This window comes from Pseudarthrobacter sp. TE9888 (assembly GCF_056279345.1).
The window spans coordinates 3,630,219-3,653,505 of the sequence record NZ_JBWBRD010000002.1 but is presented as its reverse complement, the minus strand read 5'-3'; the positions used below and the strand labels follow the sequence as shown (position 1 = coordinate 3,653,505).

Sequence of the window (23,287 nt, the reverse complement as noted above, 5' to 3'; positions counted from 1 at the left end):
GGCGGATTTCCGCCGGGGTGCCCGTGGTTAGGAGGTTTATGGATGGTCAGGCGGGGTACTGGCCGCGCTGGACCTGGGGCTTGGGCAGCCGCAGTTTCCGGAACTGGAGGGACCGCATGGAGCCGTACCAGACCGTACCGCGCTCCACCTCGCCGAACTTTTCCGTCAGCCGCTTGCGGAGCTTGCGGGACAGGATGAACACGTCCACGAAGACCGCCAGGAACATCACCCAGAAAGCTCCCAGGACGTAGATCATCATGTCGCTGGAGGCGGGAACCACCAACGACACCAGTACGAAGACCAGGGCGCCGAACATCAGGTACTCGCCGAGGTTGAACCGGGCATCCACAAAGTCGCGGGCAAAACGTTTCTGCGGACCCTTGTCGCGAAGCGGCAGGAATTTCTCATCGCCGGTATCCAGGGCACGGCGCATCTTGAGGCGCTGGTCCTGCACGGCCTGGCGTTCGGCGGCCTTGGATGCCTTGCGGTCCTCAGGTACCAACGGCCGTTTGCGGGCGGCTTCCTGGGCCCTCCGCGTTGGGGTGGGTGCGCCCTTGCCCGCCACGCTTCCTTGCCGTGCCGCCGCCTCCGCTGCCTGCTGGTCTATGGTCTCCTGCGCCGAAGGCGCTTCTTTTCTACGTCCGAACACCTGACCAGAATACCTTGCAGCGGCCCGCCTCCCGCCTGCGGCGGCAGGTCCGCTGACCGCCGGCCAAAAGTGACGGGGGTAATGTTTTGGCCATGACTTCATCACCCGCGGCAACCCCGCGCAGCACGACTACCACGACAGGACCGGGCCCGGAGGCCAGCGGCGGGACGGAAGACCTTCGTTCGGCTGTAGACCGGTCCTTCGACCAGACCCTGGACCGGCTCATGGAGTTGGTTGCCATCCCGGGGATTGCCTGGCCCAGCTTCGAGCGCACCCCCCTGGAGCGAAGCGCCGACGCCGTCGCGGAGCTTCTTCGAGCCGCGGGGCTTGGGGACGTCGAGGTGCTGTCCGTTAATAAGGCCGACGGGACGCCCGGCGGCCCGGCCGTCGTCGCCCGCCGCCCTGCTGCCGCAGGGAAGCCGACAGTCCTCCTCTACGCCCACCACGACGTCCAGCCCGTGGGCGATGAGTCGCTGTGGGAAACCGAGCCCTTTACCGCCGTCGAGAAGGACGGACGGCTGTATGGACGCGGCGCCGCCGACGATAAAGCCGGCATTATGGTGCACATTGCCGCTTTTGCAGCTGCGGCCGAGGTCCTTGGCGGCGCCCTGGGCCTCGGCGTGACATTTTTTATCGAGGGCGAGGAAGAAGCAGGATCGCCCACGTTCCGGACCTTCCTGGAAGCGAACCGTGAACTGCTCCGGGCCGACGTCATTGTGGTGGCCGACTCCAGCAACTGGAAGGTCGGCACGCCTGCCCTCACCACCAGCCTCCGCGGCCTGGTCGACGGCACTATCGAGGTACAGGTCCTTGACCACGCGGTGCACTCCGGCATGTTCGGTGGACCGGTCCTGGACGCCCCCACCCTGCTAGCCCGGCTGATTGCCACGCTTCACGACGCCGACGGAAATGTCGCCATCGAAGGGCTGGTGGCCACCGATACGGCTGTCGTAGAGATGCCCGAGGCCGACTACCGCGCCGACGCGTCCGTGCTTGACGGCGTCCGCCTGGCCGGGTCGGGAAGCATCGCCTCGAGGCTGTGGACCAAGCCCGCCCTTTCCATCATCGGTTTCGACGCTCCCGCCGTCGACGTCGCTTCCAACACGCTGCTTCCGCGGGCCAGGGCAAAGTTCAGCCTGCGGCTGGCGCCCGGCCAGGTCCCCGCCGAGGCCATGGACGCAGTGCGCCGGCACGTGGAAGCCAACGCGCCCTTCGGGGCAAAGGTGGTCTTCACTCCGGGCGAGGCAGGCAACCCCTTCCAGACCGACACATCATCCGCCGCCGCAACGGTAGCGATGTGGGCACTGGGGGAGGCCTGGGGGGTTCAGGCCGTCGAAACGGGCATCGGCGGGTCCATCCCCTTCATTGCCGACCTTACTGAGTTGTATCCCGAGTCCCAGATCCTGGTGACCGGGGTGGAAGATCCAGATTCGCGTGCGCACAGTGCCAACGAGTCCCTGCACATTGGCGACTTCCGCAATGCCATCCTGGCCGAAGCGCTCATGCTCAGCCGGCTGAACAACGAAGGCCTCACCACAGGGAAACGATGACCGTTCGGCACGCCGGCACCTGTCCTTCGTCCAGGGAACAACCTGAGTTCTTTGACGGTTACGCCAGGAGTTAGAGCTACAGGACTGCCGCGCGTAGCATGTAGCTATAGCCCATACCGTATTTGTAGGGGCAGGCGCCGTTACGGCGACGCCGCCAGACCGTCCTAAGAAGGTAGGCCAATGAGCACCTCAACCAACGAAAACAGCACCGCCACCACCGTGGCCAGCGACGAACTGCCCGTTCACGAGGTCAACCTGACCGACGTCGCCGCCGGCAAGGTGCGCAGCCTCCTCGAGCAGGAAGGCCGCACCGACCTGCGCCTGCGCGTTGCCGTGCAGCCCGGTGGCTGCTCAGGGTTGATTTACCAGCTCTACTTCGACGAACGGCTCCTTGAGGGTGACGCTGTCCGCGACTATGACGGAGTGGAGGTCGTCGTCGACAAGATGAGCGTGCCGTACCTCAGCGGTGCAAGCATCGACTTCGAGGACACCATCTCGAAGCAGGGTTTCACCATCGACAATCCGAACGCCGGCGGCTCCTGCGCCTGCGGCGATTCATTCCACTAAGCCGGTTCTTTCGCCTGATGTCGGCGCCGGGCTCCCAGCCGTTTAAAACGGCACGGGGGCTCGGCGCCGACATGTGGGCGAAACGCCCGGCGGAGCGGTAAGCTCTACATCGAGTAGTAAAACTTTTTTGTGCCCGGAGCGCCGATGGGCTGCCCGGACAACAGCAACAAGTAGGAAGGGCCGTCTGTGAGTTCGCAGAACCGAACCGGCAGCCGACGCAAAACGATCACCACGATCTCAAGCTTGGCTATAGCCGGCGCGTTGGTTTTGACCGGATGTTCGCCAGAGGTAGAGAAAGGCTGGATGCCCACTGAACGGGGCACCACCAGCAACACCGACCGCATCATGGACCTCTGGGTCAACTCATGGATTGCTGCGCTCGTGGTTGGCACCATCACATGGGGCCTGATCATCTGGTGTATTGTCGCCTACCGCCGCCGCAAGGGAACCGTCGGATTCCCGCGGCAGACCAGCTTCAACCTTCCGCTCGAAGTCTTCTACCTCACCATCCCCATCTTCATGGTCCTGGTGTTCTTCTACTTCACGGACCGTGACCAGCAGGCGATCGATGACCGTTCACAGCCTGCCGACGTCGTCGTCGACGTCCGCGGCAAACAGTGGGCCTGGGACTTCAACTACAAGTCCGGCCAGGTGATCCAGGAAGACCTCCACGAGGCAGGCGTCCAGGCACACCTCACCGGCAACACCATCGACATGGAAAAGCTCCCCACCCTGTACCTGCCGGTCAACAAGTCTGTTGACCTCGAGCTCAATTCCCGCGATGTCATCCACTCCTTCTGGGTTCCCGCCTTCCTGCAGAAGCGCGACATGATTCCCGGCAAGACCAACTACATCCGGTTCACCCCCACTAAAGAGGGCACCTACGACGGTAAGTGTGCCGAACTCTGCGGCGAGTACCACTCCGAAATGCTGTTCCGCGTGAAGGTGGTGTCGGAATCCGAATTCCAGGCCCACATGGACCAGCTCAAGGCTGCCGGCAACACCGGCCTGCTCGGTGTTGAGTACGACCGCAACCCGAACCTGAACGAAACCAAGTAAGGGGAGCGACGTGGCTACGTACACCCAATCCGCACCTGCGGGAGTCCTGTCGGCTCCCGTGGTACCCAAATCCAAGGGGCGCATCGTCGTCAACTGGATCACCTCCACGGACCACAAGACCATCGGGTACATGTACCTGATCGCGTCCTTCGTGTTCTTCTGCCTCGGCGGCGTGATGGCGCTGCTGATCCGCGCCGAACTCTTTGAGCCCGGCATGCAGATCCTGCAGACCAAGGAACAGTACAACCAGCTGTTCACCATGCACGGCACCGTCATGCTGCTGATGTTCGCCACCCCGCTGTTCGCAGGGTTCGCCAACGTGATCATGCCGCTGCAGATCGGTGCCCCCGATGTGGCGTTCCCGCGCCTGAACGCGCTGGCTTTCTGGTTCTTCCTGTTCGGTTCCACCATCGCCGTGTCCGGCTTCATCACCCCGCAGGGCGCGGCGTCCTTTGGCTGGTTTGCCTACGCGCCACTGTCCAACACCACGTTCACGCCGGGCATCGGTGGCGACCTGTGGGTCTTCGGCCTGGCACTGTCCGGCTTCGGCACCATCCTCGGCGCCGTCAACTTCATCACCACCATCATCTGCATGCGCGCCCCGGGCATGACCATGTGGCGGATGCCGATCTTCACCTGGAACACCCTGATCACCGCCATCCTGGTGCTCATGGCATTCCCCCCGCTGGCCGCGGCGCTGTTCGCCCTCGGCGCGGACCGGAAGTTCGGTGCCCACATCTTCGATCCCGCCAACGGCGGCGCCATCCTGTGGCAGCACCTGTTCTGGTTCTTCGGACACCCTGAGGTGTACATCATCGCGCTGCCGTTCTTCGGCATCGTCTCGGAGATCTTCCCGGTGTTCAGCCGCAAGCCGATCTTCGGTTACAAGGGCCTCGTGTATGCCACCATCGCCATCGCGGCCCTCTCGGTCACCGTCTGGGCCCACCACATGTACGTCACCGGCGCGGTCCTGCTTCCGTTCTTCTCCTTCATGACCATGCTGATCGCGGTGCCCACCGGCGTGAAGTTCTTCAACTGGATCGGCACCATGTGGCGGGGGTCCCTGACCTTCGAAACCCCCATGCTGTGGAGCCTCGGCTTCCTCATCACCTTCCTGTTCGGCGGCCTCACCGGCATCATCCTGGCTTCCCCGCCGCTGGACTTCCATGTTTCGGACTCCTACTTCGTGGTGGCGCACTTCCACTACGTGGTATTCGGCACGGTCGTGTTTGCCATGTTCGCCGGCTTCTACTTCTGGTGGCCGAAGTGGACCGGCAAGATGCTCAACGAGCGGCTCGGCAAGATCCACTTCTGGCTGCTGTTCCTGGGCTTCCACGGCACCTTCCTGATCCAGCACTGGCTCGGCGTCATGGGCATGCCCCGCCGCTACGCGGACTACCTGCCGGAGGACAACTTCACCTGGATGAACCAGTTCTCCACCATCGCCTCGTTCGTGCTGGGCGCGTCCCTGATCCCGTTCTTCTGGAACGTGTACATCACCTGGCGCAAGGCTGAGAAAGTCCAGGTAGACGATCCCTGGGGCTTCGGCGCCTCGCTGGAATGGGCCACCTCCTGCCCGCCGCCGCGGCACAACTTCACCTCCCTGCCCCGGATCCGTTCGGAGCGTCCCGCCCTGGACCTGCACCACCCGGAACTCCGCCAGGTCCACACCGCCGATTCGCCCGCCCCCGCGGCCGCAGTTCTCGGTAACGCCGACCAGAAGGACACTGCACAGTGAAAATCGAATCCTGGATTTTTGGCTCCGGAGTTTTCTTCTTCGTACCCGTCGCCCTGGTCTACGGCTTTTTGACCAGCTGGGGCGAGTGGGTCGGCATCCTTGGCATCCTCCTCGTGGGCGGTCTCGCCGGCATGATCGGTGCGTACCTGGGATTCACAGGCAAGCGTGTTGGACTGCGGCCCGAGGACCGCAGCGATGCTGAGATCCACGAGGGCGCCGGCGAGCAGGGCCACTTCAGCCCCTGGAGCTGGTGGCCCCTGGTGCTCGGCATCGCCTGCGCTACCGGCTTCCTGGGCCTGGCAGTCGGCCCTTGGATCATCTTCATCGCCGGCGGCATCGCCGTCGTAGCCCTCGTGGGCTGGGTGTACGAGTACAGCCGCGGAGACCACGCACACTAAGCAACAAAAAGAATAACGACGGCGGGCCCCACCAATCCGGTGGGGCCCGCCGTCGTTAAATGCCTTCCAGGGCCTTTAGGCCGCCCCCTGCGACTCCAAAAGATCGCGCAGCTCACGCAGGGCCGCCTCCGCCCTTCCAAGCCACTGGGCGTCGCCCAGCGGAGGTTCACTCACTGACAGTTCCACCTCACAGCCCTGCGCGAAGTCAGCGCCCATCACCTGGAGCAGCGACCGGGCATCTACCTCCGCGGCGCCGGCCTTGCTGATGGTGACGGGAAGCCCGGTGTCCGTGACGGCCCGGACAAATACCGCGGCGGAGCGTGCATGCAGGCCTGCCGGCGCTGCCACCACAGCCTTCTCTATTGGCAAAGGGACTCCTTTTCGAGAGACGGCCCCCTCCGTCTTTTTGGTGAATTTCCAGACCAAATATAGCGGTCACCGCATTGTGGCCGCCAAAGACGGACGATGTCCCGCGGCTGGTCTAGACCGTCCTAAAATTGAGTGAACCCACCGGCAGGAGAAAAATCATGGCAGCTGGCGCCGCCGCAATCACGGGCGACATCGACCGCACCAGCGGGACGGCGATTTACGTCCAGCTTCGTGAGATCCTTCGCGCGTACATCGCCCAGTCGTGCCCGCCGGGATCTGCGCTGCCATCCGAACGGGACCTGGCAGAGCGGTTCGGCCTGGCACGGATGACGGTGCGCCAGGCTATTGATGCCTTGGTAGGGGAGGAGGTCATCGAGCGTGTCGTGGGCCTCGGGACGTTCGTCCGGCGACCGAAGCTGGATCTCCAGGTAAAGCTCACCTCCTACAGCGAAGAGATGCAGCGGCGCGGAATGGTGCCCGCAGCCAAAGTGCTGAGCTTCGAGCAGATCGGCGCCAGCGCGTTCCTGGCGCGCGAGCTCCAGCTCGATGAGGGTACACCGCTGGTCCGCTTCCGCAGGCTGCTGCTGGCCGATGGGGAGCCGATGAGTGTGGATGAGAACTTCATTCCGGCGCACCGGGTCCCCGGCCTGCTGGATGGCGAACCGCCCACGTCCCTGTACAACGTCCTGAGCGAGCAGTTCGGGCTCGTGATGGAGTGGGGTGAGGACATGATCGAGGCTACGGCCGCATCGCCGTCCACCGCCCGGCTCCTGAATGTAGAGGTAGGCGCGCCCTTGCTGAAGATCCAGCGGCATGCCTTCGTGGCCCGGGCGATGGTCGACTACTCCGTCTCCTACTACCGGGCGGACCGGTACAAGCTGTGGGTGCCCCTCCAACGGCCCGGAGCCCGCCGGGCACGCAACCACTGACAGATTCACGACTGCCGCCTGTGTGCGGACGCAGGCAGGAACCTCGGCGCCCAACGGCCTTGCAGTGGTAACGGGCGGGATTAAACAATGAAGGCCCGATCCATAAGGATCGGGCCTTCAGTGTTGGAACACAGAGCCTAGTGCGTCAGGCTCTTGGATCCTTCAGCCGCTTCGACTGCCTCGTGGCCATGGCCATGGGCTGCTTCGAGCTCTGCGGGCGTAGCGGGAGCAACCCGGTCCTCGAAGAACCAGCGGGAGAGGAACGCGCGGCGCTTCTCCTTGCGGGTCACGACGCCGTGCTCGTTCGGTACAGCCGGCAGCACCTGGGGTGACTCAAAACCAACCAGCTTGTACCGCTTGTACTCGTCCAGCGGCGCGTGGACCTCGATGAACTCACCGTGCGGGAGCCTGACAATTCGTCCGGTCTCGCGGCCGTGGAGGGCGATCTCCCGGTCCTTGCGCTGCAGCGCCAGTGCGACGCGCTTGGCGACAATGAAGCCGATGACCGGTCCGACGAAGAACAGGGCCCGGAGCCAGTAGGTGACGTCGTTGAGGGACACGTGGAAGTGCGTGGCAATGAGGTCCGAACCTGCAGCTGCCCACATCACGCAGTACCAGATGAATCCAGCAACACCGATGCCCGTACGGGTCGGGGCATTGCGCGGACGGTCCAGCACGTGGTGCTCGCGGTCATCCTTGGTGATCCAGCGTTCGATCCACGGGTAGGTGAACATCACCGTGAACAGGATTCCAGCGGGGACCAGTGCCGGGAGCAGCACGTTGAACGTGAACACGTGTCCGAAGAAGATCTGCTCCACATGCCAGTTGCCGAGCGTGCCGGGCATGAGGCGGAGTGCACCATCGACGAAACCGATGTACCAGTCAGGCTGCGTACCGGCCGACACGGGGGAGGGGTCGTACGGACCGTAGTTCCAGATCGGGTTGATGGTGAAGAATGCCGCCATCAGCGCGATGACACCGAAGACGATGAAGAAGAATCCACCGGCCTTCGCTGCGTAGACAGGACCCAGGGGGTAGCCGACAACGTTATTGTCGTTGCGGCCGGGACCGGGGTACTGGGTGTGCTTGTGGACGACCACCATGAACAGGTGCAGGACGATCATCAGCAGGATCAAAGCCGGCACCAGCAGGATGTGGAGCATGTACAGGCGGCTGATGATGGCCGTGCCCGGGAACTCGCCGCCGAACAGGAAGAACGAGATGTACGTTCCGATGACCGGGATGGACTTGATGACGCCGTCGATGATGCGCAGGCCGTTGCCGGACAACAGGTCGTCGGGGAGCGAGTAGCCGGTGAAGCCGGCAGCCATGGCCAGGATCAGCAGGACGCTGCCCACAACCCAGTTCATTTCGCGGGGCCGGCGGAACGCACCGGTGAAGAAGACCCTCAGCATGTGGACTGCGATGGAGGCCACGAACAGCAGTGCCGCCCAGTGGTGCACCTGGCGCATGAAGAGTCCGCCACGGATGTCAAAGGAGATGTTGAGCGAGGAGCTGTACGCCACCGACATTTCCACTCCCTTGAGGGGAATGTAGCCGCCGTCGTAATGCGTCTCCGCCATGGACGGATCGAAGAAGAACGTCAGGAAGGTTCCGGACAGCAGAAGGATGACGAAGGAGTACAGCGCCACTTCACCGAACATGAAGGACCAGTGGTCGGGGAAGACTTTACGGCCGAACTCGCGAAGGATTCCGGAGCCGCCAACACGCGAGTCGACGAAGTCGGTGATCCTGCCTGTCTTGGTTTTGGCGACGAAAGCCGGCTCAGCTGTTGATGCTGCGCTCATGCGAATCACGCTCCCAGTAACTTGGTCCTACGGGTTCATGGAAGTCGCTGGTAGCGACGAGGTAGCCCTCGTCATCAACTGCGATGGGCAGCTGGGGGAGAGGACGGCTGGCGGGGCCGAAGATCACCTTGCACTCTTGCGTGAGGTCGAAGGTGGACTGGTGGCACGGGCACAGCAGGTGGTGCGTCTGCTGCTCGTACAGAGCAACCGGGCAGCCAACGTGGGTGCAGATCTTGGAGTAGGCAACGATGCCGTTGTAACCCCACTCTTCGCGGCCCTTTGAGGGGTTCAGCGATGCGGGATCAAGGCGCATCAGCAGCACAACGGACTTTGCCTTCTCGTTGAGCTTGCCTTCCTGCAGTTCATTCAGGCCTTCCGGGATGACGTGGAAGGCTGAACCGATAGTGACGTCCGAGGCCTTGATGGGAGTGCCATCGGGGTCGCGGGTGAGGCGCTTGCGCTTCCCGTCCTGCGGAGCCCACATGGTGTGCGCGAGCTTGTCGTCAGGGCGGGGACCGAGGTCACCGAAGATGGCGACGGCGGGGAGCGGGGCCAGTGCGACAGCACCCAGGAGGGTGTTGCGGATCAGCGGGCGGCGCTTGATGCCGGTCTCTTCCACAATGTCGTCGACGATGCGCACCGCGGCCTGGCGGTCCTCTTCGTAACGGATGGCGTGGCGTTCTTCGGAGACTTCGTGGTCGGGCATCAGGGCCTTGGCCCAGTGCACGATGCCGGTACCGATACCCAGCATTGCAAAGGCAGTGCCAATGCCGAGCAGGGCATTCTGGAGCCGGATGGTGGCAATGCTGGAGTCATCACCCAGATCAATGGCGAAGTACGCCACCAGGAAGATCAGGGTTCCAACAACAGAAATGCCAAATAGTAAGGCGACCTGCCGTTCTGCCCGCTTTGCGGCCTTCGGGTCCGTGTCAGCCAGGCGCAAACGATGCGGGGGAATTCCAGGATCCTGGAACTTCTCCACCTCATTCTGACCAGCCGTAGCTACGGTGCCCGAGTGGTTCGGACTGCCGTCACTATGGTTGCCCATAATTCGCCTCATCCTTCTCTCGTCCCGGCAGTTACCGGGTTAGTTTCTAATTTCAAGCTGCTGACTTGGCAGCAGAAGTTGTGGGTTCCTGCGAAAAGTCAGGACGTCCTGGACGTAAGCCAGATGGTGAAGGCAATGATGACGCCAAGGCCGGCTACCCAAACGAACAGGCCTTCGGCAACCGGACCGAGCGAGCCGAGGTCGGCTCCACCCGGCGAGCCGGAGGATTCGATCTGCTTCAGGAAGGTGATGATGTCCTTCTTGCCTTCAGGAGTGATGTTGGCATCGTTGAACACCGGCATGTTCTGCGGGCCCGTGACCATGGCCTCGTAGATGTGCTTGCCGGAAACGTCGGCCAGGGCAGGCGCGAACTTGCCGCGGGTCAGTGCACCACCGGCAGCGGCGGCGTTGTGGCACATGGCGCAGTTGGTGCGGAAGAGCTCACCGCCGGCAGCTGCATCGCCGCCACCGTTTGTCAGGTCTTCTGCAGGAACTGCCGGGCCGGCTCCCAGGGAGGCAACGTAGGCTGCAAGCTGGTGGGTCTGCTCGTCGTTGAACTGCACGGGCTTCTTCATGGCCTGCGGGCCGTTCATCTGCATCGGCATGCGGCCGGTGCCTACCTGGAAATCAACAGCGGCTGCACCGACACCCACCAGCGACGGGCCATCCTTGGAACCACTGGCACCCATGCCGTGGCAGGTGGCGCAGTTGGCGGCGAAGAGCTTGCCGCCTTCTTCCGTGTCGCTTGCACTGAACGTGGTGGTGGAAGCCTTGGCCTGGTTGACGGTGGTTGCCACGGCGTACAGCCCACCCGTGATGAGGAGCCCCATCAGAAGCAGCGCTATTGCTGCAAGTGGGTGACGCCGCTTTTGTGAGAGTGCCTTCACGTGGTGGTTCCTTTATTCGATCCTGCGCCGGCTCCGGGAGCCGCTACCTGAAATTCTGCCTCTTGTAGAAAAAGAATCAAAGCTGGCTACTTGAGTACGTAGATGACCAGGAAGAGGCCGATCCACACGACGTCAACGAAGTGCCAGTAGTAAGAGGTGACGATCGCGGACGTTGCTTCGAAATGTCCGAACTTCTTCGCGGCGAACGACCGGCCCATGATGAGCAGGAAGGCGATGAGGCCGCCGATCACGTGGAGGCCGTGGAAGCCCGTGGTCATGTAGAAGGCCGAGCCGTATGCGTTGGAGGAGAGCGAGACGTGCTCGGATACCAGCATGGCGTACTCGGTGGTCTGCCCGGCAACGAAGAACGCACCCATGAGGAACGTCAGGGTGAACCATTCGTTCATTCCCCAGCGGGCAAACTGCAGGGCGCCGCCGGTGCGCCGTGGCTGCAGCCGCTCTGCGGCGAAGACGCCCATCTGGCAAGTGAAGGAACTGGCCACGAGGACGATCGTGTTAACGAGCGCAAAGGGGAAGTTGAGCTTGGCCGTCTCTTCCGCCCACATCTGTCCGCTCGTGGAGCGCAGAGTGAAGTACATGGCAAAGAGACCGGCGAAGAACATCAACTCGCTGGACAGCCACACAACGGTTCCTACAGAAACCATATTGGGGCGGTTCAGCGTGGGGTGCGCCGGGGTACTGGGGGCATGGGTCGCAGATGTCACATAGACATTATGTCTGTAAAAGTCCGTGCTGCCCAACGCAAACCGCCTTTTCGGAGGACTTTTTCTACAAAGACGCGAAATTGCCCGGAAAAGTTCCCGCGACGGTTCACATTGGTCACTGGCCGCCATCGGTCGATAGCATCAGCACGTGACTTCTCAGGCAACTAAAGCGTCCGGCAACACCTGGCCCCGGTTGATCTCGGCGCTCATCAAGGGCAACGACCTCACTGCGGAGAGCACCTCCTGGGCCATGGACACCATCATGTCCGGGGAAGCAACGCCGGCCCAGATCGCCGGATTCCTTGTAGCCCTCAGCGCCAAGGGCGAGACAGTGGATGAGCTCTCCGGCCTCGTGGAGGCGATGCTTGCCCACGCCAACCCCGTGACCATCAGCGGGGAAAAACTCGACATTGTCGGCACCGGTGGTGACCAACTTAACACCATCAACATCTCCACCATGGCAGCCCTGGTCTCAGCCGGGGCCGGCGCCAAGGTGGTCAAGCACGGGAACCGTGCGTCGTCGTCGTCGTCCGGATCCGCTGACGTACTGGAAGCGCTCGGCGTCCGCCTGGACCTGCCCATTGCCCAGGTGGCACGGAACGCGGAGGAGGCAGGCATCACGTTCTGCTTTGCGCAGGTATTCCACCCGTCCTTCCGGCACACTGCCGTCCCGCGGCGGGAACTGGCTGTACCCACGGCCTTCAATTTCCTTGGACCGCTCACCAACCCAGCCAATGTGCAGGCGTCAGCGGTGGGCGTCGCCAATGCGCGGATGGCACCGCTCGTGGCCGGCGTCCTGGCGCGCCGGGGGAGCCGGGGACTGGTCTTCCGCGGCAATGACGGACTGGACGAGCTGACCACGACCGGGCCTTCCACCGTTTGGGAGATCCGGGATGGTGCCGTCAGTGAACTGCGTTTCTCGCCGGAGGACCTTGGCATCAGCCTGGCTACTGTTGAACAACTCCGTGGCGGTAATGCGGCGGCCAACGCGGGAGTTGTCCGGGATGTGCTGGCCGGCAGTGAGGGCCCTGCAAGGGACGCGGTGCTGGTCAACGCCGCGGCGGGCCTGGTTGCGTTCGACCGGGACGCCGAGGGCCCGTTCCTTGACCGCATGAAGGACGCCTTCGCGCGAGCGGCGGACTCGATCGACTCCGGCGCCGCCGCCGCCGTCCTGGACCGCTGGGTGTCCCTCTCGAGGGCCTAACCGGCGGTTATTGTTCGAAGCCCAGGGAGAAAGCAGCGTCAAGGTCGTGCTGCGAGTATGCCCTGAACGCGATGTGGGTTGTGGTGTGGACCACTGCGGGAACCTTTGAAAGCCGGTCCGCGATGACGTCTGCGAGGTCTTCGTGCCTGCGGACCCGCGCTACCGCGATAAGGTCCCATTCTCCGGTGACCGAATACACCTCGCTGATGCCTTCGATCGCTGAAATCTCTTCAGCCGTCTCCGGGATACGGGCGGCGTCAGTCTTGATCAGAACAAATGCGGTAACCACGCTTGAACCCCTTCAATCGGTGCCGCCGCGATGACGCACGGCAGGCTTTTCTCTCCAGCCAGCCTATTACACGGGCGCCGGACCCGGCTGACACACTGCCACCCGGATTCCGCTGCCGCTACCTGCCCGATCGTTGGCGGAAGCGGACCACACCCGCCAAGAGGAGGCGATAGCCCACCAGAAACACGGCGAGGGCCAGCGTGGCAACGATGATGAAGGGAAGGACCACCGTCTGCCCGGTCAGGGCCCGGAGCAGCATTCCGCCAACCAGGGTGGCCAGCCAGACGGGAACGCCTGCCCGGGCAATGGCGAATGGACTGCGCCATACCCTGGCAATCGCCCATCCCGCTGCTGCACCGGCAAGGAACGGCCAGGCGGTCAGCAGCACGCCGAGGATGGGCTCCTCGCGGTGGTGCGCATCCCGGCCTATCGCGGCGAAAACAAGGATCAGCACGACGTCGGCCGCTGCTGCAGCCACCGCTGTCCGTGGTGAGGCAGGTGCAGGCTTGGTTTTCAGGGAACTCATGTTTCGAGCTTAGCTGCCGGCAGGAGGCGCGGTGGTTCCGTAGCCGGCGTCGCACTTTCCGTCATGGATCACGCCCCGGCCGGATGCCACAGGGTAACCGTCCGTGGGGTCGAAGATGGCGGTACTTATCCCCGTTACCTTCCGCGCGCAGCTTCGGACGAACGACTGCGCTTCACCCTTACCCCCGATCCACATGTCGATCCACAGCTTTGCGTGGCCGTATTTTTCGGCCCCTGTATGGCAGGGCCCATCCTCAGGAGCCGGGCCGTCCCCGCAGGTGTCTTCCACAATGAAATAGCGGCGGACGTCCGGCAGGTAGATCCGCGTCCCTGCAGGGATGTCGAGCACGTCATCACCCGTCTCGCGGGAATGCCCGACGGCGATGGTCACCGGATCGGCGTATGTTCCGGTACCGCCCGCCGCTTTGTGCAGGATCGGGTGGCTGATAGCCGTAGAGCCGGGCGGGGTGTTGTCGAACCAGGTGTAGGCCGTGACGAAGACTTCCTTCCGGGTCTCCGCGTCCTGGACAGGCTGGGGCGTCCCGACGCATCCATTGGCGACGAGCGCAATACCGCAGGCAACTGCCGCAGCCATGCCGCTATTGCACGCTCGTCCCCCTCTGGTCATGCGAGCCATCCGGTGGCCGCCCCGCTTCGATCCCGCCCCGGCACAATACTCAACTGCCGCCCGTGAAGCCTTTGCCAAGCGCTCCGGCAAAGGCTCCCGCGTCCTGGCTGACGCCGCTGCAGCCACTCGACGGCCGCTCCGGGTTGTCCAGGGCCGGCCGGGGGCAATACGTATCCCGGTTGATGGACCAGAAGGAAAGCCTGCCTACGCCACGTTCAGCGGCGAATGCGTTGAGTCCGGCAGCGTCCTTCAATGAGAACGTGTTGCCCTCCACATCGTTGTTACCGATCATGGGCGTGAGCCCAAGGCTCCGCCACAACGCTGCAGCGTCCGGGGATCCGCCGGCCCTGAAAGGCAACTGCTCCAGATATTGGTGGGTTGCCTCCGCCGCGCCCGTGGATGCGCTGAGCATGGTTTCGCCCTCTCCAAGGCGGCCGAAGTTCATGGTCATCAGGTTGACTCCTTCCAGCGCGACTCCCGCCGCGAGCATCGTCTCGATGCTCCGTTTACCGCCTTCATCCAGTCCATCCCTCCTTACGGGGAGCGTCAACCAGATCCTGAGGGGGCGGTCCTTTGGACGCCGTTCCTGAAGCCTGGCCATGGCCTCGGCGCGAAGCTGGTCCGCGGCCGGTTCAGCGGCCTGTCCCTCTATGTCCAGGTCCACCACATCAAGTCCATACCGGTTGATGACAGTGCCGTAGGCCTCTGCCAAGGCGCCGGGATCGCCGCATGTGGTTGCGAGTTCCCGGCCTCGCTGTCCGCCGAACGAAACGGCAATGTTGCTTCCGGCCGCACGGGCCTGCCGTATCTGCATGTCGAGCTGGAGCTGATTGCCGGCCGCTTCCAGGCCGAGCGTTCCGCCCCAGGCTGGAATACAGGGCTGGGAAGGATCCGCGGTGATAAAGGCCAGTACCATGGTGGACCCCGCGGAAGCCTCATGCTGCAAGGCGGGATTCGGCGGCAGCGTAACGTCCAGGTACCCGCCGAACCAGCCGGCGGCTCTTCGGGCCGGAATTGGTTGAACTGGAGATCCCGCATCCTGTGTTGGTGAAGTACTGCAGCCTGCCAGGGCGATCGCGGCGCTGAAAAGGACGGGACCCCAGTGGCTAGTGCGAAGTGCCTTCATCGTCGGCGTGGTCAGGCGGACGTGGGGGAGAGGTGGCGCGAGGCAGCGGCGGGAGAGGGCAACGAAGCGCTGTTGGTCCTCTGGGGTTTGTACCACCCGACGGCGGAACCCCTCAGCGCCCGGATCACCGAGCCAAAAACGACGTAGGCCCGCAGCGGTTCGTAGATAAGCCGGTAGATCGGCACGATGAGCAGGTGCAGCGGGCTCTCGCGCACCATGACCACCGCCACCACGGAGACCACCATGTGGGTGGTGGCAACGAACGCGGAGAACAGGGCAATGGCCTGCCATTCACCGCGTGCAAGGCTGAGCATGGCCACGCCCAAAGCCAACGGCATGAAGATCAGCGGCACCAGGACTGAGATCAGCGCGTATGGCATGGTCAGCATCCCGAGCGCTCCGAACTTCGGGTTGAAAAGCATGGAGCGGTGCTTGTACAGCGTCTGGATATTGCCATAAGTCCAGCGGAGCCGCTGCTTGAAGAGTCCTTTGAGGGTCAGCGGCGCCTCCGTCCAGGCCACCGCATTGTTCTCCTGCATAATGCTGTAGCCCATCTTTTGCAGGGAGAGGGTCAGGTCCGCATCCTCTGCGAGCGTCTCGTCCGAATAACCGCCGGCCGCGACCAGGGCATCCCTGCGCCACGCTGCGCAGGCACCGGGACAGATTGAGATTGCCCCCATCAGGCCTTCCGCCATCCGGGTGACACAGATGCCGGAGAGGTACTCCAGGCTTTGCCAGCCGGCCACCAGGTTCCGCCGGTTGCCCACCTTCACATGTCCGGCGACTGCGCCTACCTGCTTGGATCCTGCGTCAGCCACAAAATGCCGTGCCAGCATCCGGATGGTCTGCGGTTCGAACAGGGTGTCACCGTCCAGGGTCACCACGATTTCGCCCCTGGACTGGAAGATTCCTTTGTTGCTCGCCGCCGGCTTGCCCGCATTGGACTGGGAGTAGACGCGCAGTTGCGGCCAGTCGCCGGCATACTTTTCAAGGACTTCAAGGGTGGCGTCCGTGGATCCGTCGTCGACCGCCACGACTTCGAAGTTGGGGTAGTCGCTCGCCTTCAGGGCATCGAGTGTCTTGGTGACCACGGGTTCCTCGTTGAAGACGGGCAGGACGACGCTGACCTGCGGCCAGTCGCCGGCGCCGGCCACGTCCCATTTGCGCTTGCGCTGCCGGGCATTGTTGATGAGGGCCAGGACAACGAACAGGAACGTCAGGATGGTCAATGATCCGACGCCGAACCAAAACAGCCAGTTCATCACCACGTTGGGGGTGACCAGGTAGGCCGTGAGGGCTCCGAAGGTCAGGTTGTCCTGGAACCCTGCCATGACGCTGCGCTGGGGGGTGAACCCGGCCGGCAGCATGGGCTCCAGGGTGGTGAACCGATAGCCCTGTGCCTTGGCTTTGGGAATGAAGTCCTTCAGCATTTCGATGGTCGCCGTCCGGTCCCCGCCGCCGTCGTGGACCAACATAACGTGCCCGAGTCCGTCGAGTTCAGGAGTGGGGACCTGGGTGCCGGGCTTGTACTCCCAGTCGCGGGTGTCCAGGTCCATGTTGACGTGAAGGTACCCCAGCTGCTGCGACTGCAAAAGCGCCAGCGTGTTGTTCTCCGGATTGCCGGTGGGAATCCGGAAGAGCCTTGAGGCGTAGCTGTCCACCGCGCGCAGCACCCGGTCTTCACCAATGATTTCCTGGCGGTTATAGGCGTCGTCATGCGCCCAGAAGTCGATGTGGCTCATGGTGTGGTTCCCCACCATGTGGCCTTCCCGCACCATCCGCCGGAAGATATCTGGGTTTTCCACCACCTGCTCCCCGATAACGAAAAAGGTTGCGGGGACGCCTTCACGCGAGAGCAGATCGAGGATTTGCGGGGTGAAGGTGGGATCCGGGCCGTCGTCGAATGTCAGCATCAATGTGTGGTCAGGAGGGAGGCCGTAGGCTTCAACGGCATAGGGCTTGTCGCCAATAGCCGCAGCCTCCTCGGCCGTGGCTTCGCGAAGCACTTCGTTGCTGAACGGGTCAGTGAGGTAATCGATGCCGTCGCGCCTCTCCACCAGGTCGATCCGGTGGAAAATTTCGTTCCCCTGCTCGTAGCCGACGCGGGGAATGTCTCTTACGTCCTGCTGTGCAAGCAGTTGTCGCGGATAGCCGGCTGCCTGATTGAGCTGGCCAGGGCGCAGGGGAGCGGTGGCCGCGGGCAGCACGGCGCACAGGGTCAGCACGATGGACAGCACTGCAGCCAGGAGGCCGTTCAGGATCCGATACCAGCGGGTGCCGCTGGTATCGAAAAAAACGGGCTGGTGAACAGTGCTGCTGGTAGAGGAAACGTCTGTCATTGGGTCCCCTGCGTGGAAACCTGCAAAAGCAACGGCGAGAACCCCCAGACGGGGAGGACCGCCACTTCCGGGCGGCTGCAAGGATCCGTCCTGAGGACGAGACTAGGTTTGGGTGTGCCGGTCGGCACGCGTAAGCGGTACGTCATTGAAGATTTGGGGGCTACTTACCTACGGTGCCTGCGTATCCCGCAACAATCCCCACCAGGCGGTCCGCGTGGCCCCCAGTCAGCCCGGGCTTCGGCGGACGAGCCAGCTTGCTTCCCACCGGAGGTGGTAGAAGGAGTCTTCAGTCCACTCCACAAGGACATCGGTTACCGTGTAGGCGACCGCACGGCCCTGGATCGAGCGGACTTTAACCGCTGCCGGGTGAAGGAGGACAACGGGCCTGCCGGGCGCCTGCCGCAGCGCTTCCTCCCGGAATTGTGTCCGGCAAAGGGTGCATGGAGTTGAGCAGTTTGCGCAGGCGTTGAGGCGGGGGAGTTCACGCATGGGGCGTCCTAGGGGGAAGCAGGGAAACCGGGCGCCGCCGCCGTCTGCATGAACAAAGGAGGTGTCGTTGAAGGCTTACCTCCGTCGCGTGCCCGCGGCGGCCCTTGCGGGCCTGCCGCCTTCACCAACACACTAGGATCCTCCACGTGGCCGCGCACGGACGGAACCTACCCAACTTCGGGGCGGACCTCCCCGTTGTTGGGCGCGTAGGGGATGGGGATGCAGTAATCTCGCTGCAGTAGGTGAGGCCCCCTAACCATGACGGAGACACCGTGAATAAAGCCCTATGGATCTGCAGCCTGGTGGGCGCCGCTGTGGGGATCAGCCTGGGCCTGGCGATCTTCCACACGCCCTTTTGGGGGTTCGCGTTGGGCCTCGGCCTGGGCGCGGTGGTGGGGGCCTCGATGCGGCGGCGACACTAGCGGCTGCCAGATAGCCTGCGTTGGCTTGTGCCGCAGGACGGCATCCTGAAGGCTGAACGAGGGAGTGCCAGTTCTGCGTTAGTTGACATAATGTAGATTATCGGCGTTTTAGGCAGGGCTGGAAGCGGGGCATGGGACACCCGCCGTCCGGGCCTTCACCCGCCCAGCAAAACCATGCACTGGGCGCCGTTCCAAACCGTCCGGCCGACGCGGCCCATTGTCTTTATCCAACCGCACGTCAAGAATGACGTGATGACGGTTTACGTGCGTTCACTTGAAACTGCAGTTCCGGCGACAAAACTGATCCAGTCCGAAGCCCGTGATGTCTTCGCCGCCCAGCCGGGACTTTCCCGGCTCGCATCCCGCCTGGTCAGCACCTGTTTCGACGGCGCAGCGATCGACACGAGGTTCACTGCCGTCCAGGAACTCACCAACACGTCACGCTCGGAGAACCCCCAGTTCTACGACCCCGACACCGGGCTCCTGCTGAACCCCAGTACCAAAGTCCGCAACGATATTTTTGCCCGGGAGGCCACCAAACTGTTCGTAGAGGCGGCCCGGGCTGCCGTACAGGCTGCCCCGGAGCTTGAGTTACTTGACATAACTCATCTCATCACGGTGTCGTGTACGGGCTTTTTCAATCCTGGCCCGGACTACAAGGTGGTCCGCGAGCTCGGGCTTAGTCCTTCCGTGCAGCGTTACCACCTGGGCTTCATGGGCTGCTACGCGGCTTTTCCTGCCCTCCGGGCGGCCAAGCTGTTCTGTGAATCCGACCCGAATGCGGTTGTCCTGGTGGTTTGCGCCGAACTCTGCTCACTGCACGTCCGCACGTCCAATGATCCGGACACGATCATGGGTTCGGCCCTGTTCGCCGATGGCGCTGCTGCCGCCGTCGTCACTGCACGCCCCGGCGCCGAGGAAGCCGCGCTGTTGAAGCTCGACCAGTTCGAAACAGTCCTCACCCCCGTTGGTGAGGACTCGATGGCCTGGAACATCGGCGATCATGGGTTCGAGATGGTCCTGGGCAACTATGTGCCGCACATCATCGATGACCACATCGTAGGTGCCTTGCAGCCGCTGCTGGCAAAAGACCCGGAATTGGCGGCACTCCCCTACACCGCAATCCCCCACTGGGCGATCCACCCCGGCGGGCGCAGCATCCTTGACAAGGTCCAGTCCCGGCTTGGCCTCAGCGATGTGCAGCTGGTTCCCGCCAGGGACATCCTCAGGAATTACGGCAACATGAGCAGCGCCACAGTCCTGTTCGTCCTCAAGCACATCCTGGAACAACCGCTGCACCCGGCTGGACCCCACGAAGGAGAGGCCATCTGTTCCATGGCTTTTGGCCCAGGGCTCACGGTGGAGACGGGACTGTTCACCAAACTCCGGCAGGCCGCGGCAAAGACCCGGGACGACCCCGGACTGGGGGAATCCGCTCCGGCAGGCTCCCTGAAGCCGGGCCAGGACCGGATGCCGGCAGAGATGGCCTGACAGGGTTCGCGTGGGGATCCTGCTGCGAACGCGCGCTGCCGGAGAGGTGGAGCAGATGGACCGCGCGGACTGCGATGCCCGGCTCCTGGACAATACGTACCGGCAGTTCTGGGTCATTAACCGGGTGCTGTCCGGTTGGCGGCGGCTGTACCGGACGGAGCTGCGAACCGTCGCCGCAGCGCAGCAGCGCCCACTGACCGTGCTGGACATCGGCTCCGGTGGCGGCGACCTCGCCGTCATGCTGGCGCGCTGGTCAAAGCGGGACGGCCGGCCAATCCATGTCACTGGCATCGATCCGGACCCCCGCGCCGCCGCATTTGCGCGCCGTCGTCCGCCAACCCCGGGGGTCGACTTCCGGCAGGCGCACAGCGGCGACCTGGTCGGGGAAGGCGCCCGGTTCGACGTCGTGATTTCCAACCACGTGTTGCACCACCTTGAGGCCACGGAACTCCGGCAACTGCTGGCGGACTCAGAAATCCTGGCCACCAGGAAGTCGCTTCACAATGACCTGATCCGCAGCCCCGCCGCCTTTGGCCTCTTCAGTGTGGCCGCGCTGCCGTTCAGGAAGTCCTACATCCGCGAGGACGGGCTCACTTCCATCCGGCGCAGCTATACGCCCGCGGAGCTGGCCGCTTCCGCTCCCCCGGGCTGGTCAGTGGAACGCCCGTCGGCCTTCCACCAGGTCCTGGTCTGCCGGAAGGACTGACATGGACGCCGATGTCCTGATCGCCGGCGGCGGTCCCGTGGGCCTGTACCTGGCGGCGGCGCTGCTGCAGGAAGGGGTAACGGTGAAAGTCTTTGAGCAGCGGCAGGCCCTGAACAGGCATACCCGGGCCATCGGCATCCACCCGCCGGCCCTGCAGGCCCTGGCCGGGGTGCAGGTGGCGTCCAGCATGGTTCACGAAGGCGTCCGCATTCGTGCCGGAATGGCGGTCAGCGGCGGGAGGACGGTGGGAACGATGGAGTTCGGCCAGGTGTCCAGTGCCTTTCCATTCGTGCTGGCACTCCCCCAGTTCAGGACCGAGCAGATTTTGGAAGAGCGGGTCCTCGCCCTTGATCCGGGCGCGATTGTGAGGGGCGCCCGGATCACGGGGGTTACGGACGACGGCGGCAGGGTCACCGCTGCGGTGGAGACCGGCCCGGGTGCCACGCATCCCTGCGGCAGTGCCACTGGAGCGTTGCTCGTTGCGGCCGACGGTGCCCGGTCAGCGCTGCGGGGGCGGCTCGGCGTCCCCGTTGTCCGCAGGACGTATCCGGACCACTACCTCATGGGCGATTTCGAGGACGGCACGGAGTACGGAGACAAGGCCGTCCTGTTCCTTGAGCCCGACGGAATCGTTGAGTCGTTCCCGCTGCCGGGAGGTGTCCGGCGCTGGGTGGTGCGGCTGGACTCGCCCGCCGGAGCGGATGCAGGGCCACATGTCCTTGCGGAGCTGGTACGCCGCCGGACCGGGAATCAACCGGATCCAGCGTCGAACTCCATGCTGAGCGCCTTCAGCGTGCGGTCCGGAATTGCGCAGCGGACGGTCGCCGGACGCGCAGTGCTGCTGGGTGACGCCGCCCATGAAATCAGCCCCATCGGTGGGCAAGGCATGAACCTGGGCTGGCTGGGCGCCCGGGACCTGGCGCCGTTGGTCTGCGCCGCCCTGGCGGGTGAAGCCGTAGGCCCCCGGCTTCGGAAATTCGAGCGGGACCGCCGCCGGGCGGCCAACGTGGCCCGCCGGCAGGCGGAAATCAACATGATGCTGGGCAGGCCGCTGCCGCAGCCGCTCATGCGGTTCCGGGTTGCCGGCATTGGTGCGGCCGCCGCAATACCCGCGGTGAACCGGTGGGCCGCCACACGCTTCACCATGCAATAGAAGCTCCGGGCCGCGGCGCGGGGGCTACCGGAAATAGCAGTCGTAGCTGTCCTGGCTAACGATCACACCGTCGCTGACCTCAAAGACGGACGACGTCCTGGCCCGGATCGTCTCGCCGAGGTCCCAATACCGCAGGTCCATCAGCACCGTGGCGGACCAGTCAGCCTCCACCACCACCCGGCCGCCCTCGCACGTGGTGCGCCGGACAGTGAACTGCTGGTCCTTGACCACGTCCCGGCTTTGGTCGGCGCCGGCCAGCACCGCCGCCAGCGTCCGCGTGGAACCTTCCGGTGCCAACAAGTGCGGGGCCTCCATCAGCACGAACTGCTCAGAGAGGAACGGCCGGATGTCCGCCGCACCGCCACCCGCTTCGAGGACCCGGATGAATGCCAGGACGTGTTCCAGCGGGGACTGTGCAGGAAGGGAATCTTCAGCCATGAAGTAGACCCTAGCCGACCGTTCCTCCGCACCGTCCGCCAGTAGGCTGTCCCCATGACCCAGACTGTTCCCACGACCACCGCCGGCGCCGCCCAGATCCGCGAGATCGTTGAGCAGGTCCTCTCTGCCGGATCCCTGCCGCCCATCGTCCAGGCCGGGCACCCGGCGCTCCGCCAGCGTGCCGCGGATTTGGATGGACAGCTGTCAGATGACCAGTTGGGCCGACTGATCGGAGTCATGCGCCAGGTCATGCATGAAGCTCCCGGGGTGGGCCTGGCCGCGCCTCAGCTGGGCATCCCGCTGCGGCTGGCCGTCCTGGAGGACCAGTACGACATCGACCCGGCGGCCGCCGCCCTGCGCAACCGGAGCCCGCTGGATTTCCTGGCCATCCTCAACCCCCGCTACACGCCGCTTGGGCGCGAACATGCGTCGTTCTACGAGGGCTGTCTTTCCCTCAACGGGCTGCAGGCTGTGGTGGCGCGTCCGGAGGCCGTGCTGCTGGAGTACGTAACGCCCGACGGCGCGGCGGAGCGGCGGGAGTTCTCCGGCTGGCAGGCGCGCATCGTGCAGCACGAGACGGACCACCTCGACGGCATCCTGTACATAGACCGCGCCCAGCTTCGGTCGTTAAGCAGCAACGCCGAATACGCAGCGCACTGGGCGGAGTCGGGCATTGCCAAGGCACGGGAAGGGCTGGGCTTCGACGACGGGCCCGCCGGGATCTCCCTCGGCTGATAACGACCGCCTCCC

The 23,287-nt window shown here is 64.0% G+C and carries 25 protein-coding genes; 12 read left to right on the top strand and 13 right to left on the bottom strand.

Features of this window, described 5'->3' with window-relative positions; all coding sequences use genetic code 11:
* Nucleotides 1-46: 46 nt before the first annotated feature.
* Nucleotides 47-649: a DUF3043 domain-containing protein gene (locus ACZ9J7_RS17415; RefSeq protein ID WP_476211167.1), complete on the bottom strand. Its 603-nt coding sequence runs from the start codon at nt 647-649 to the stop codon at nt 47-49.
* 92 nt (nt 650-741) lie between these two features.
* Between ACZ9J7_RS17415 and ACZ9J7_RS17410 the strand changes: the two genes are divergently transcribed.
* Together ACZ9J7_RS17410 and ACZ9J7_RS17405 are read left to right on the top strand one after the other, a co-directional pair.
* Nucleotides 742-2,199, top strand: a complete 1,458-nt coding sequence (locus ACZ9J7_RS17410) for a M20/M25/M40 family metallo-hydrolase (protein WP_476211166.1) — start codon at nt 742-744, stop codon at nt 2,197-2,199.
* A gap of 180 nt (nt 2,200-2,379) precedes the next feature.
* Nucleotides 2,380-2,766 (top strand): HesB/IscA family protein, encoded by a 387-nt coding sequence (locus ACZ9J7_RS17405; protein ID WP_476211165.1) that lies wholly within the window; start codon nt 2,380-2,382, stop codon nt 2,764-2,766.
* Between the two features lie 104 nt (nt 2,767-2,870).
* On the opposite strand, the gene ACZ9J7_RS17400 is transcribed toward ACZ9J7_RS17405, so the two are convergent.
* Nucleotides 2,871-3,077: a hypothetical protein gene (locus ACZ9J7_RS17400; protein WP_476211916.1), complete on the bottom strand. Its 207-nt coding sequence runs from the start codon at nt 3,075-3,077 to the stop codon at nt 2,871-2,873.
* On the opposite strand from ACZ9J7_RS17400, the gene ctaC reads away from it, so the two are divergent.
* The 3 genes from ctaC to ACZ9J7_RS17385 are packed head-to-tail and all read left to right on the top strand — an operon-like array spanning nt 3,010 to nt 5,961.
* Complete coding sequence (ctaC, locus tag ACZ9J7_RS17395) at nt 3,010-3,825, top strand: aa3-type cytochrome oxidase subunit II (protein ID WP_476211164.1); 816 nt, start codon at nt 3,010-3,012, stop codon at nt 3,823-3,825. The two genes, ACZ9J7_RS17400 and ctaC, sit on opposite strands and share 68 nt — an antisense overlap.
* Before the next feature lie 10 nt (nt 3,826-3,835).
* Nucleotides 3,836-5,563: an aa3-type cytochrome oxidase subunit I gene (gene ctaD, locus ACZ9J7_RS17390; protein ID WP_476211162.1), complete on the top strand. Its 1,728-nt coding sequence runs from the start codon at nt 3,836-3,838 to the stop codon at nt 5,561-5,563.
* Entirely contained in the window at nt 5,560-5,961 is a 402-nt protein-coding gene (locus ACZ9J7_RS17385) for a cytochrome c oxidase subunit 4 (protein WP_476211160.1), read from the top strand. Before ctaD ends, ACZ9J7_RS17385 begins: the two co-directional genes overlap by 4 nt.
* Before the next feature lie 75 nt (nt 5,962-6,036).
* On the opposite strand, the gene ACZ9J7_RS17380 is transcribed toward ACZ9J7_RS17385, so the two are convergent.
* The gene (locus ACZ9J7_RS17380) at nt 6,037-6,330 is read right to left on the bottom strand and encodes an HPr family phosphocarrier protein (RefSeq protein WP_476211159.1); all 294 of its coding nucleotides are present in this window, start codon (nt 6,328-6,330) and stop codon (nt 6,037-6,039) included.
* Between the two features lie 158 nt (nt 6,331-6,488).
* Here ACZ9J7_RS17380 and ACZ9J7_RS17375 point away from each other — a divergent pair, with 158 nt between their 5' ends.
* The gene (locus ACZ9J7_RS17375; protein WP_387565368.1) at nt 6,489-7,259 is read left to right on the top strand and encodes a GntR family transcriptional regulator; all 771 of its coding nucleotides are present in this window, start codon (nt 6,489-6,491) and stop codon (nt 7,257-7,259) included.
* Between the two features lie 137 nt (nt 7,260-7,396).
* Here the strand turns inward: ACZ9J7_RS17375 and qcrB are convergent, their stop codons facing one another.
* The 4 genes from qcrB to ctaE form a co-directional block, all read right to left on the bottom strand.
* Complete coding sequence (gene qcrB / locus ACZ9J7_RS17370) at nt 7,397-9,067, bottom strand: cytochrome bc1 complex cytochrome b subunit (protein WP_141181611.1); 1,671 nt, start codon at nt 9,065-9,067, stop codon at nt 7,397-7,399.
* Entirely contained in the window at nt 9,045-10,115 is a 1,071-nt protein-coding gene (gene qcrA, locus ACZ9J7_RS17365) for a cytochrome bc1 complex Rieske iron-sulfur subunit (protein WP_141181610.1), read from the bottom strand. The genes qcrB and qcrA overlap by 23 nt, the downstream gene beginning before the upstream one ends.
* Nucleotides 10,116-10,213: 98 nt before the next feature.
* A complete protein-coding gene (gene qcrC / locus ACZ9J7_RS17360; RefSeq protein WP_476211157.1) occupies nt 10,214-11,002 on the bottom strand; it encodes a cytochrome bc1 complex diheme cytochrome c subunit in 789 nt (262 codons plus the stop codon).
* Between the two features lie 86 nt (nt 11,003-11,088).
* Complete coding sequence (gene ctaE / locus ACZ9J7_RS17355; RefSeq protein ID WP_175318541.1) at nt 11,089-11,727, bottom strand: aa3-type cytochrome oxidase subunit III; 639 nt, start codon at nt 11,725-11,727, stop codon at nt 11,089-11,091.
* A 148-nt stretch (nt 11,728-11,875) separates the two neighbouring features.
* Here ctaE and trpD point away from each other — a divergent pair, with 148 nt between their 5' ends.
* Complete coding sequence (gene trpD, locus ACZ9J7_RS17350; protein WP_476211156.1) at nt 11,876-12,931, top strand: anthranilate phosphoribosyltransferase; 1,056 nt, start codon at nt 11,876-11,878, stop codon at nt 12,929-12,931.
* 7 nt (nt 12,932-12,938) lie between these two features.
* On the opposite strand, the gene ACZ9J7_RS17345 is transcribed toward trpD, so the two are convergent.
* From ACZ9J7_RS17345 to ACZ9J7_RS17325, 5 genes are all read right to left on the bottom strand, one after another.
* The gene (locus ACZ9J7_RS17345) at nt 12,939-13,220 is read right to left on the bottom strand and encodes an Lrp/AsnC family transcriptional regulator (RefSeq protein ID WP_141160402.1); all 282 of its coding nucleotides are present in this window, start codon (nt 13,218-13,220) and stop codon (nt 12,939-12,941) included.
* Between the two features lie 118 nt (nt 13,221-13,338).
* A complete protein-coding gene (locus ACZ9J7_RS17340; RefSeq protein WP_476211153.1) occupies nt 13,339-13,746 on the bottom strand; it encodes a DUF3054 domain-containing protein in 408 nt (135 codons plus the stop codon).
* 9 nt (nt 13,747-13,755) lie between these two features.
* The gene (locus ACZ9J7_RS17335) at nt 13,756-14,340 is read right to left on the bottom strand and encodes a hypothetical protein (protein WP_476211151.1); all 585 of its coding nucleotides are present in this window, start codon (nt 14,338-14,340) and stop codon (nt 13,756-13,758) included.
* A gap of 82 nt (nt 14,341-14,422) precedes the next feature.
* Entirely contained in the window at nt 14,423-15,319 is an 897-nt protein-coding gene (locus tag ACZ9J7_RS17330) for a chitinase (protein ID WP_476211149.1), read from the bottom strand.
* A gap of 191 nt (nt 15,320-15,510) precedes the next feature.
* Complete coding sequence (locus tag ACZ9J7_RS17325; RefSeq protein ID WP_476211147.1) at nt 15,511-17,838, bottom strand: bifunctional polysaccharide deacetylase/glycosyltransferase family 2 protein; 2,328 nt, start codon at nt 17,836-17,838, stop codon at nt 15,511-15,513.
* Between the two features lie 761 nt (nt 17,839-18,599).
* Here ACZ9J7_RS17325 and ACZ9J7_RS17320 point away from each other — a divergent pair.
* The 4 genes from ACZ9J7_RS17320 to ACZ9J7_RS17305 all read left to right on the top strand — a co-directional run bounded on the left by ACZ9J7_RS17320 (nt 18,600) and on the right by ACZ9J7_RS17305 (nt 22,099).
* Nucleotides 18,600-18,749 carry a hypothetical protein gene (locus tag ACZ9J7_RS17320; protein ID WP_476211146.1) on the top strand — a complete coding sequence of 50 codons (150 nt, stop codon included), beginning with the start codon at nt 18,600-18,602 and terminating at the stop codon, nt 18,747-18,749.
* A gap of 252 nt (nt 18,750-19,001) precedes the next feature.
* Complete coding sequence (locus ACZ9J7_RS17315) at nt 19,002-20,240, top strand: type III polyketide synthase (protein WP_476211145.1); 1,239 nt, start codon at nt 19,002-19,004, stop codon at nt 20,238-20,240.
* 55 nt (nt 20,241-20,295) lie between these two features.
* Entirely contained in the window at nt 20,296-20,946 is a 651-nt protein-coding gene (locus tag ACZ9J7_RS17310; RefSeq protein ID WP_476211143.1) for a methyltransferase domain-containing protein, read from the top strand.
* A gap of 1 nt (nt 20,947) precedes the next feature.
* Complete coding sequence (locus ACZ9J7_RS17305; protein WP_476211141.1) at nt 20,948-22,099, top strand: FAD-dependent oxidoreductase; 1,152 nt, start codon at nt 20,948-20,950, stop codon at nt 22,097-22,099.
* Between the two features lie 24 nt (nt 22,100-22,123).
* On the opposite strand, the gene ACZ9J7_RS17300 is transcribed toward ACZ9J7_RS17305, so the two are convergent.
* Nucleotides 22,124-22,537, bottom strand: a complete 414-nt coding sequence (locus ACZ9J7_RS17300; RefSeq protein ID WP_476211139.1) for a nuclear transport factor 2 family protein — start codon at nt 22,535-22,537, stop codon at nt 22,124-22,126.
* Nucleotides 22,538-22,591: 54 nt separating this feature from the next.
* Between ACZ9J7_RS17300 and ACZ9J7_RS17295 the strand changes: the two genes are divergently transcribed.
* Complete coding sequence (locus ACZ9J7_RS17295) at nt 22,592-23,272, top strand: peptide deformylase (protein ID WP_476211137.1); 681 nt, start codon at nt 22,592-22,594, stop codon at nt 23,270-23,272.
* The last annotated feature ends 15 nt before the right edge of the window (nt 23,273-23,287 follow it).

What these genes read in the sequence shown, in the direction of transcription:
- ACZ9J7_RS17410 (WP_476211166.1), top strand. Translation starts at nt 742, where the DNA reads ATGACTTCATCACCCGCGGCAACCCCGCGCAGCACGACTACCACGACA.
- ACZ9J7_RS17405 (WP_476211165.1), top strand. Translation starts at nt 2,380, where the DNA reads ATGAGCACCTCAACCAACGAAAACAGCACCGCCACCACCGTGGCCAGC.
- ACZ9J7_RS17375 (WP_387565368.1), top strand. Translation starts at nt 6,489, where the DNA reads ATGGCAGCTGGCGCCGCCGCAATCACGGGCGACATCGACCGCACCAGC.
- qcrB (WP_141181611.1), bottom strand. Translation starts at nt 9,067, where the DNA reads ATGAGCGCAGCATCAACAGCTGAGCCGGCTTTCGTCGCCAAAACCAAG.
- qcrA (WP_141181610.1), bottom strand. Translation starts at nt 10,115, where the DNA reads ATGGGCAACCATAGTGACGGCAGTCCGAACCACTCGGGCACCGTAGCT.
- ACZ9J7_RS17340 (WP_476211153.1), bottom strand. Translation starts at nt 13,746, where the DNA reads ATGAGTTCCCTGAAAACCAAGCCTGCACCTGCCTCACCACGGACAGCG.
- ACZ9J7_RS17335 (WP_476211151.1), bottom strand. Translation starts at nt 14,340, where the DNA reads ATGGCTGCGGCAGTTGCCTGCGGTATTGCGCTCGTCGCCAATGGATGC.
- ACZ9J7_RS17325 (WP_476211147.1), bottom strand. Translation starts at nt 17,838, where the DNA reads ATGACAGACGTTTCCTCTACCAGCAGCACTGTTCACCAGCCCGTTTTT.
- ACZ9J7_RS17315 (WP_476211145.1), top strand. Translation starts at nt 19,002, where the DNA reads ATGACGGTTTACGTGCGTTCACTTGAAACTGCAGTTCCGGCGACAAAA.
- ACZ9J7_RS17310 (WP_476211143.1), top strand. Translation starts at nt 20,296, where the DNA reads ATGGACCGCGCGGACTGCGATGCCCGGCTCCTGGACAATACGTACCGG.
- ACZ9J7_RS17305 (WP_476211141.1), top strand. Translation starts at nt 20,948, where the DNA reads ATGGACGCCGATGTCCTGATCGCCGGCGGCGGTCCCGTGGGCCTGTAC.
- ACZ9J7_RS17300 (WP_476211139.1), bottom strand. Translation starts at nt 22,537, where the DNA reads ATGGCTGAAGATTCCCTTCCTGCACAGTCCCCGCTGGAACACGTCCTG.
- ACZ9J7_RS17295 (WP_476211137.1), top strand. Translation starts at nt 22,592, where the DNA reads ATGACCCAGACTGTTCCCACGACCACCGCCGGCGCCGCCCAGATCCGC.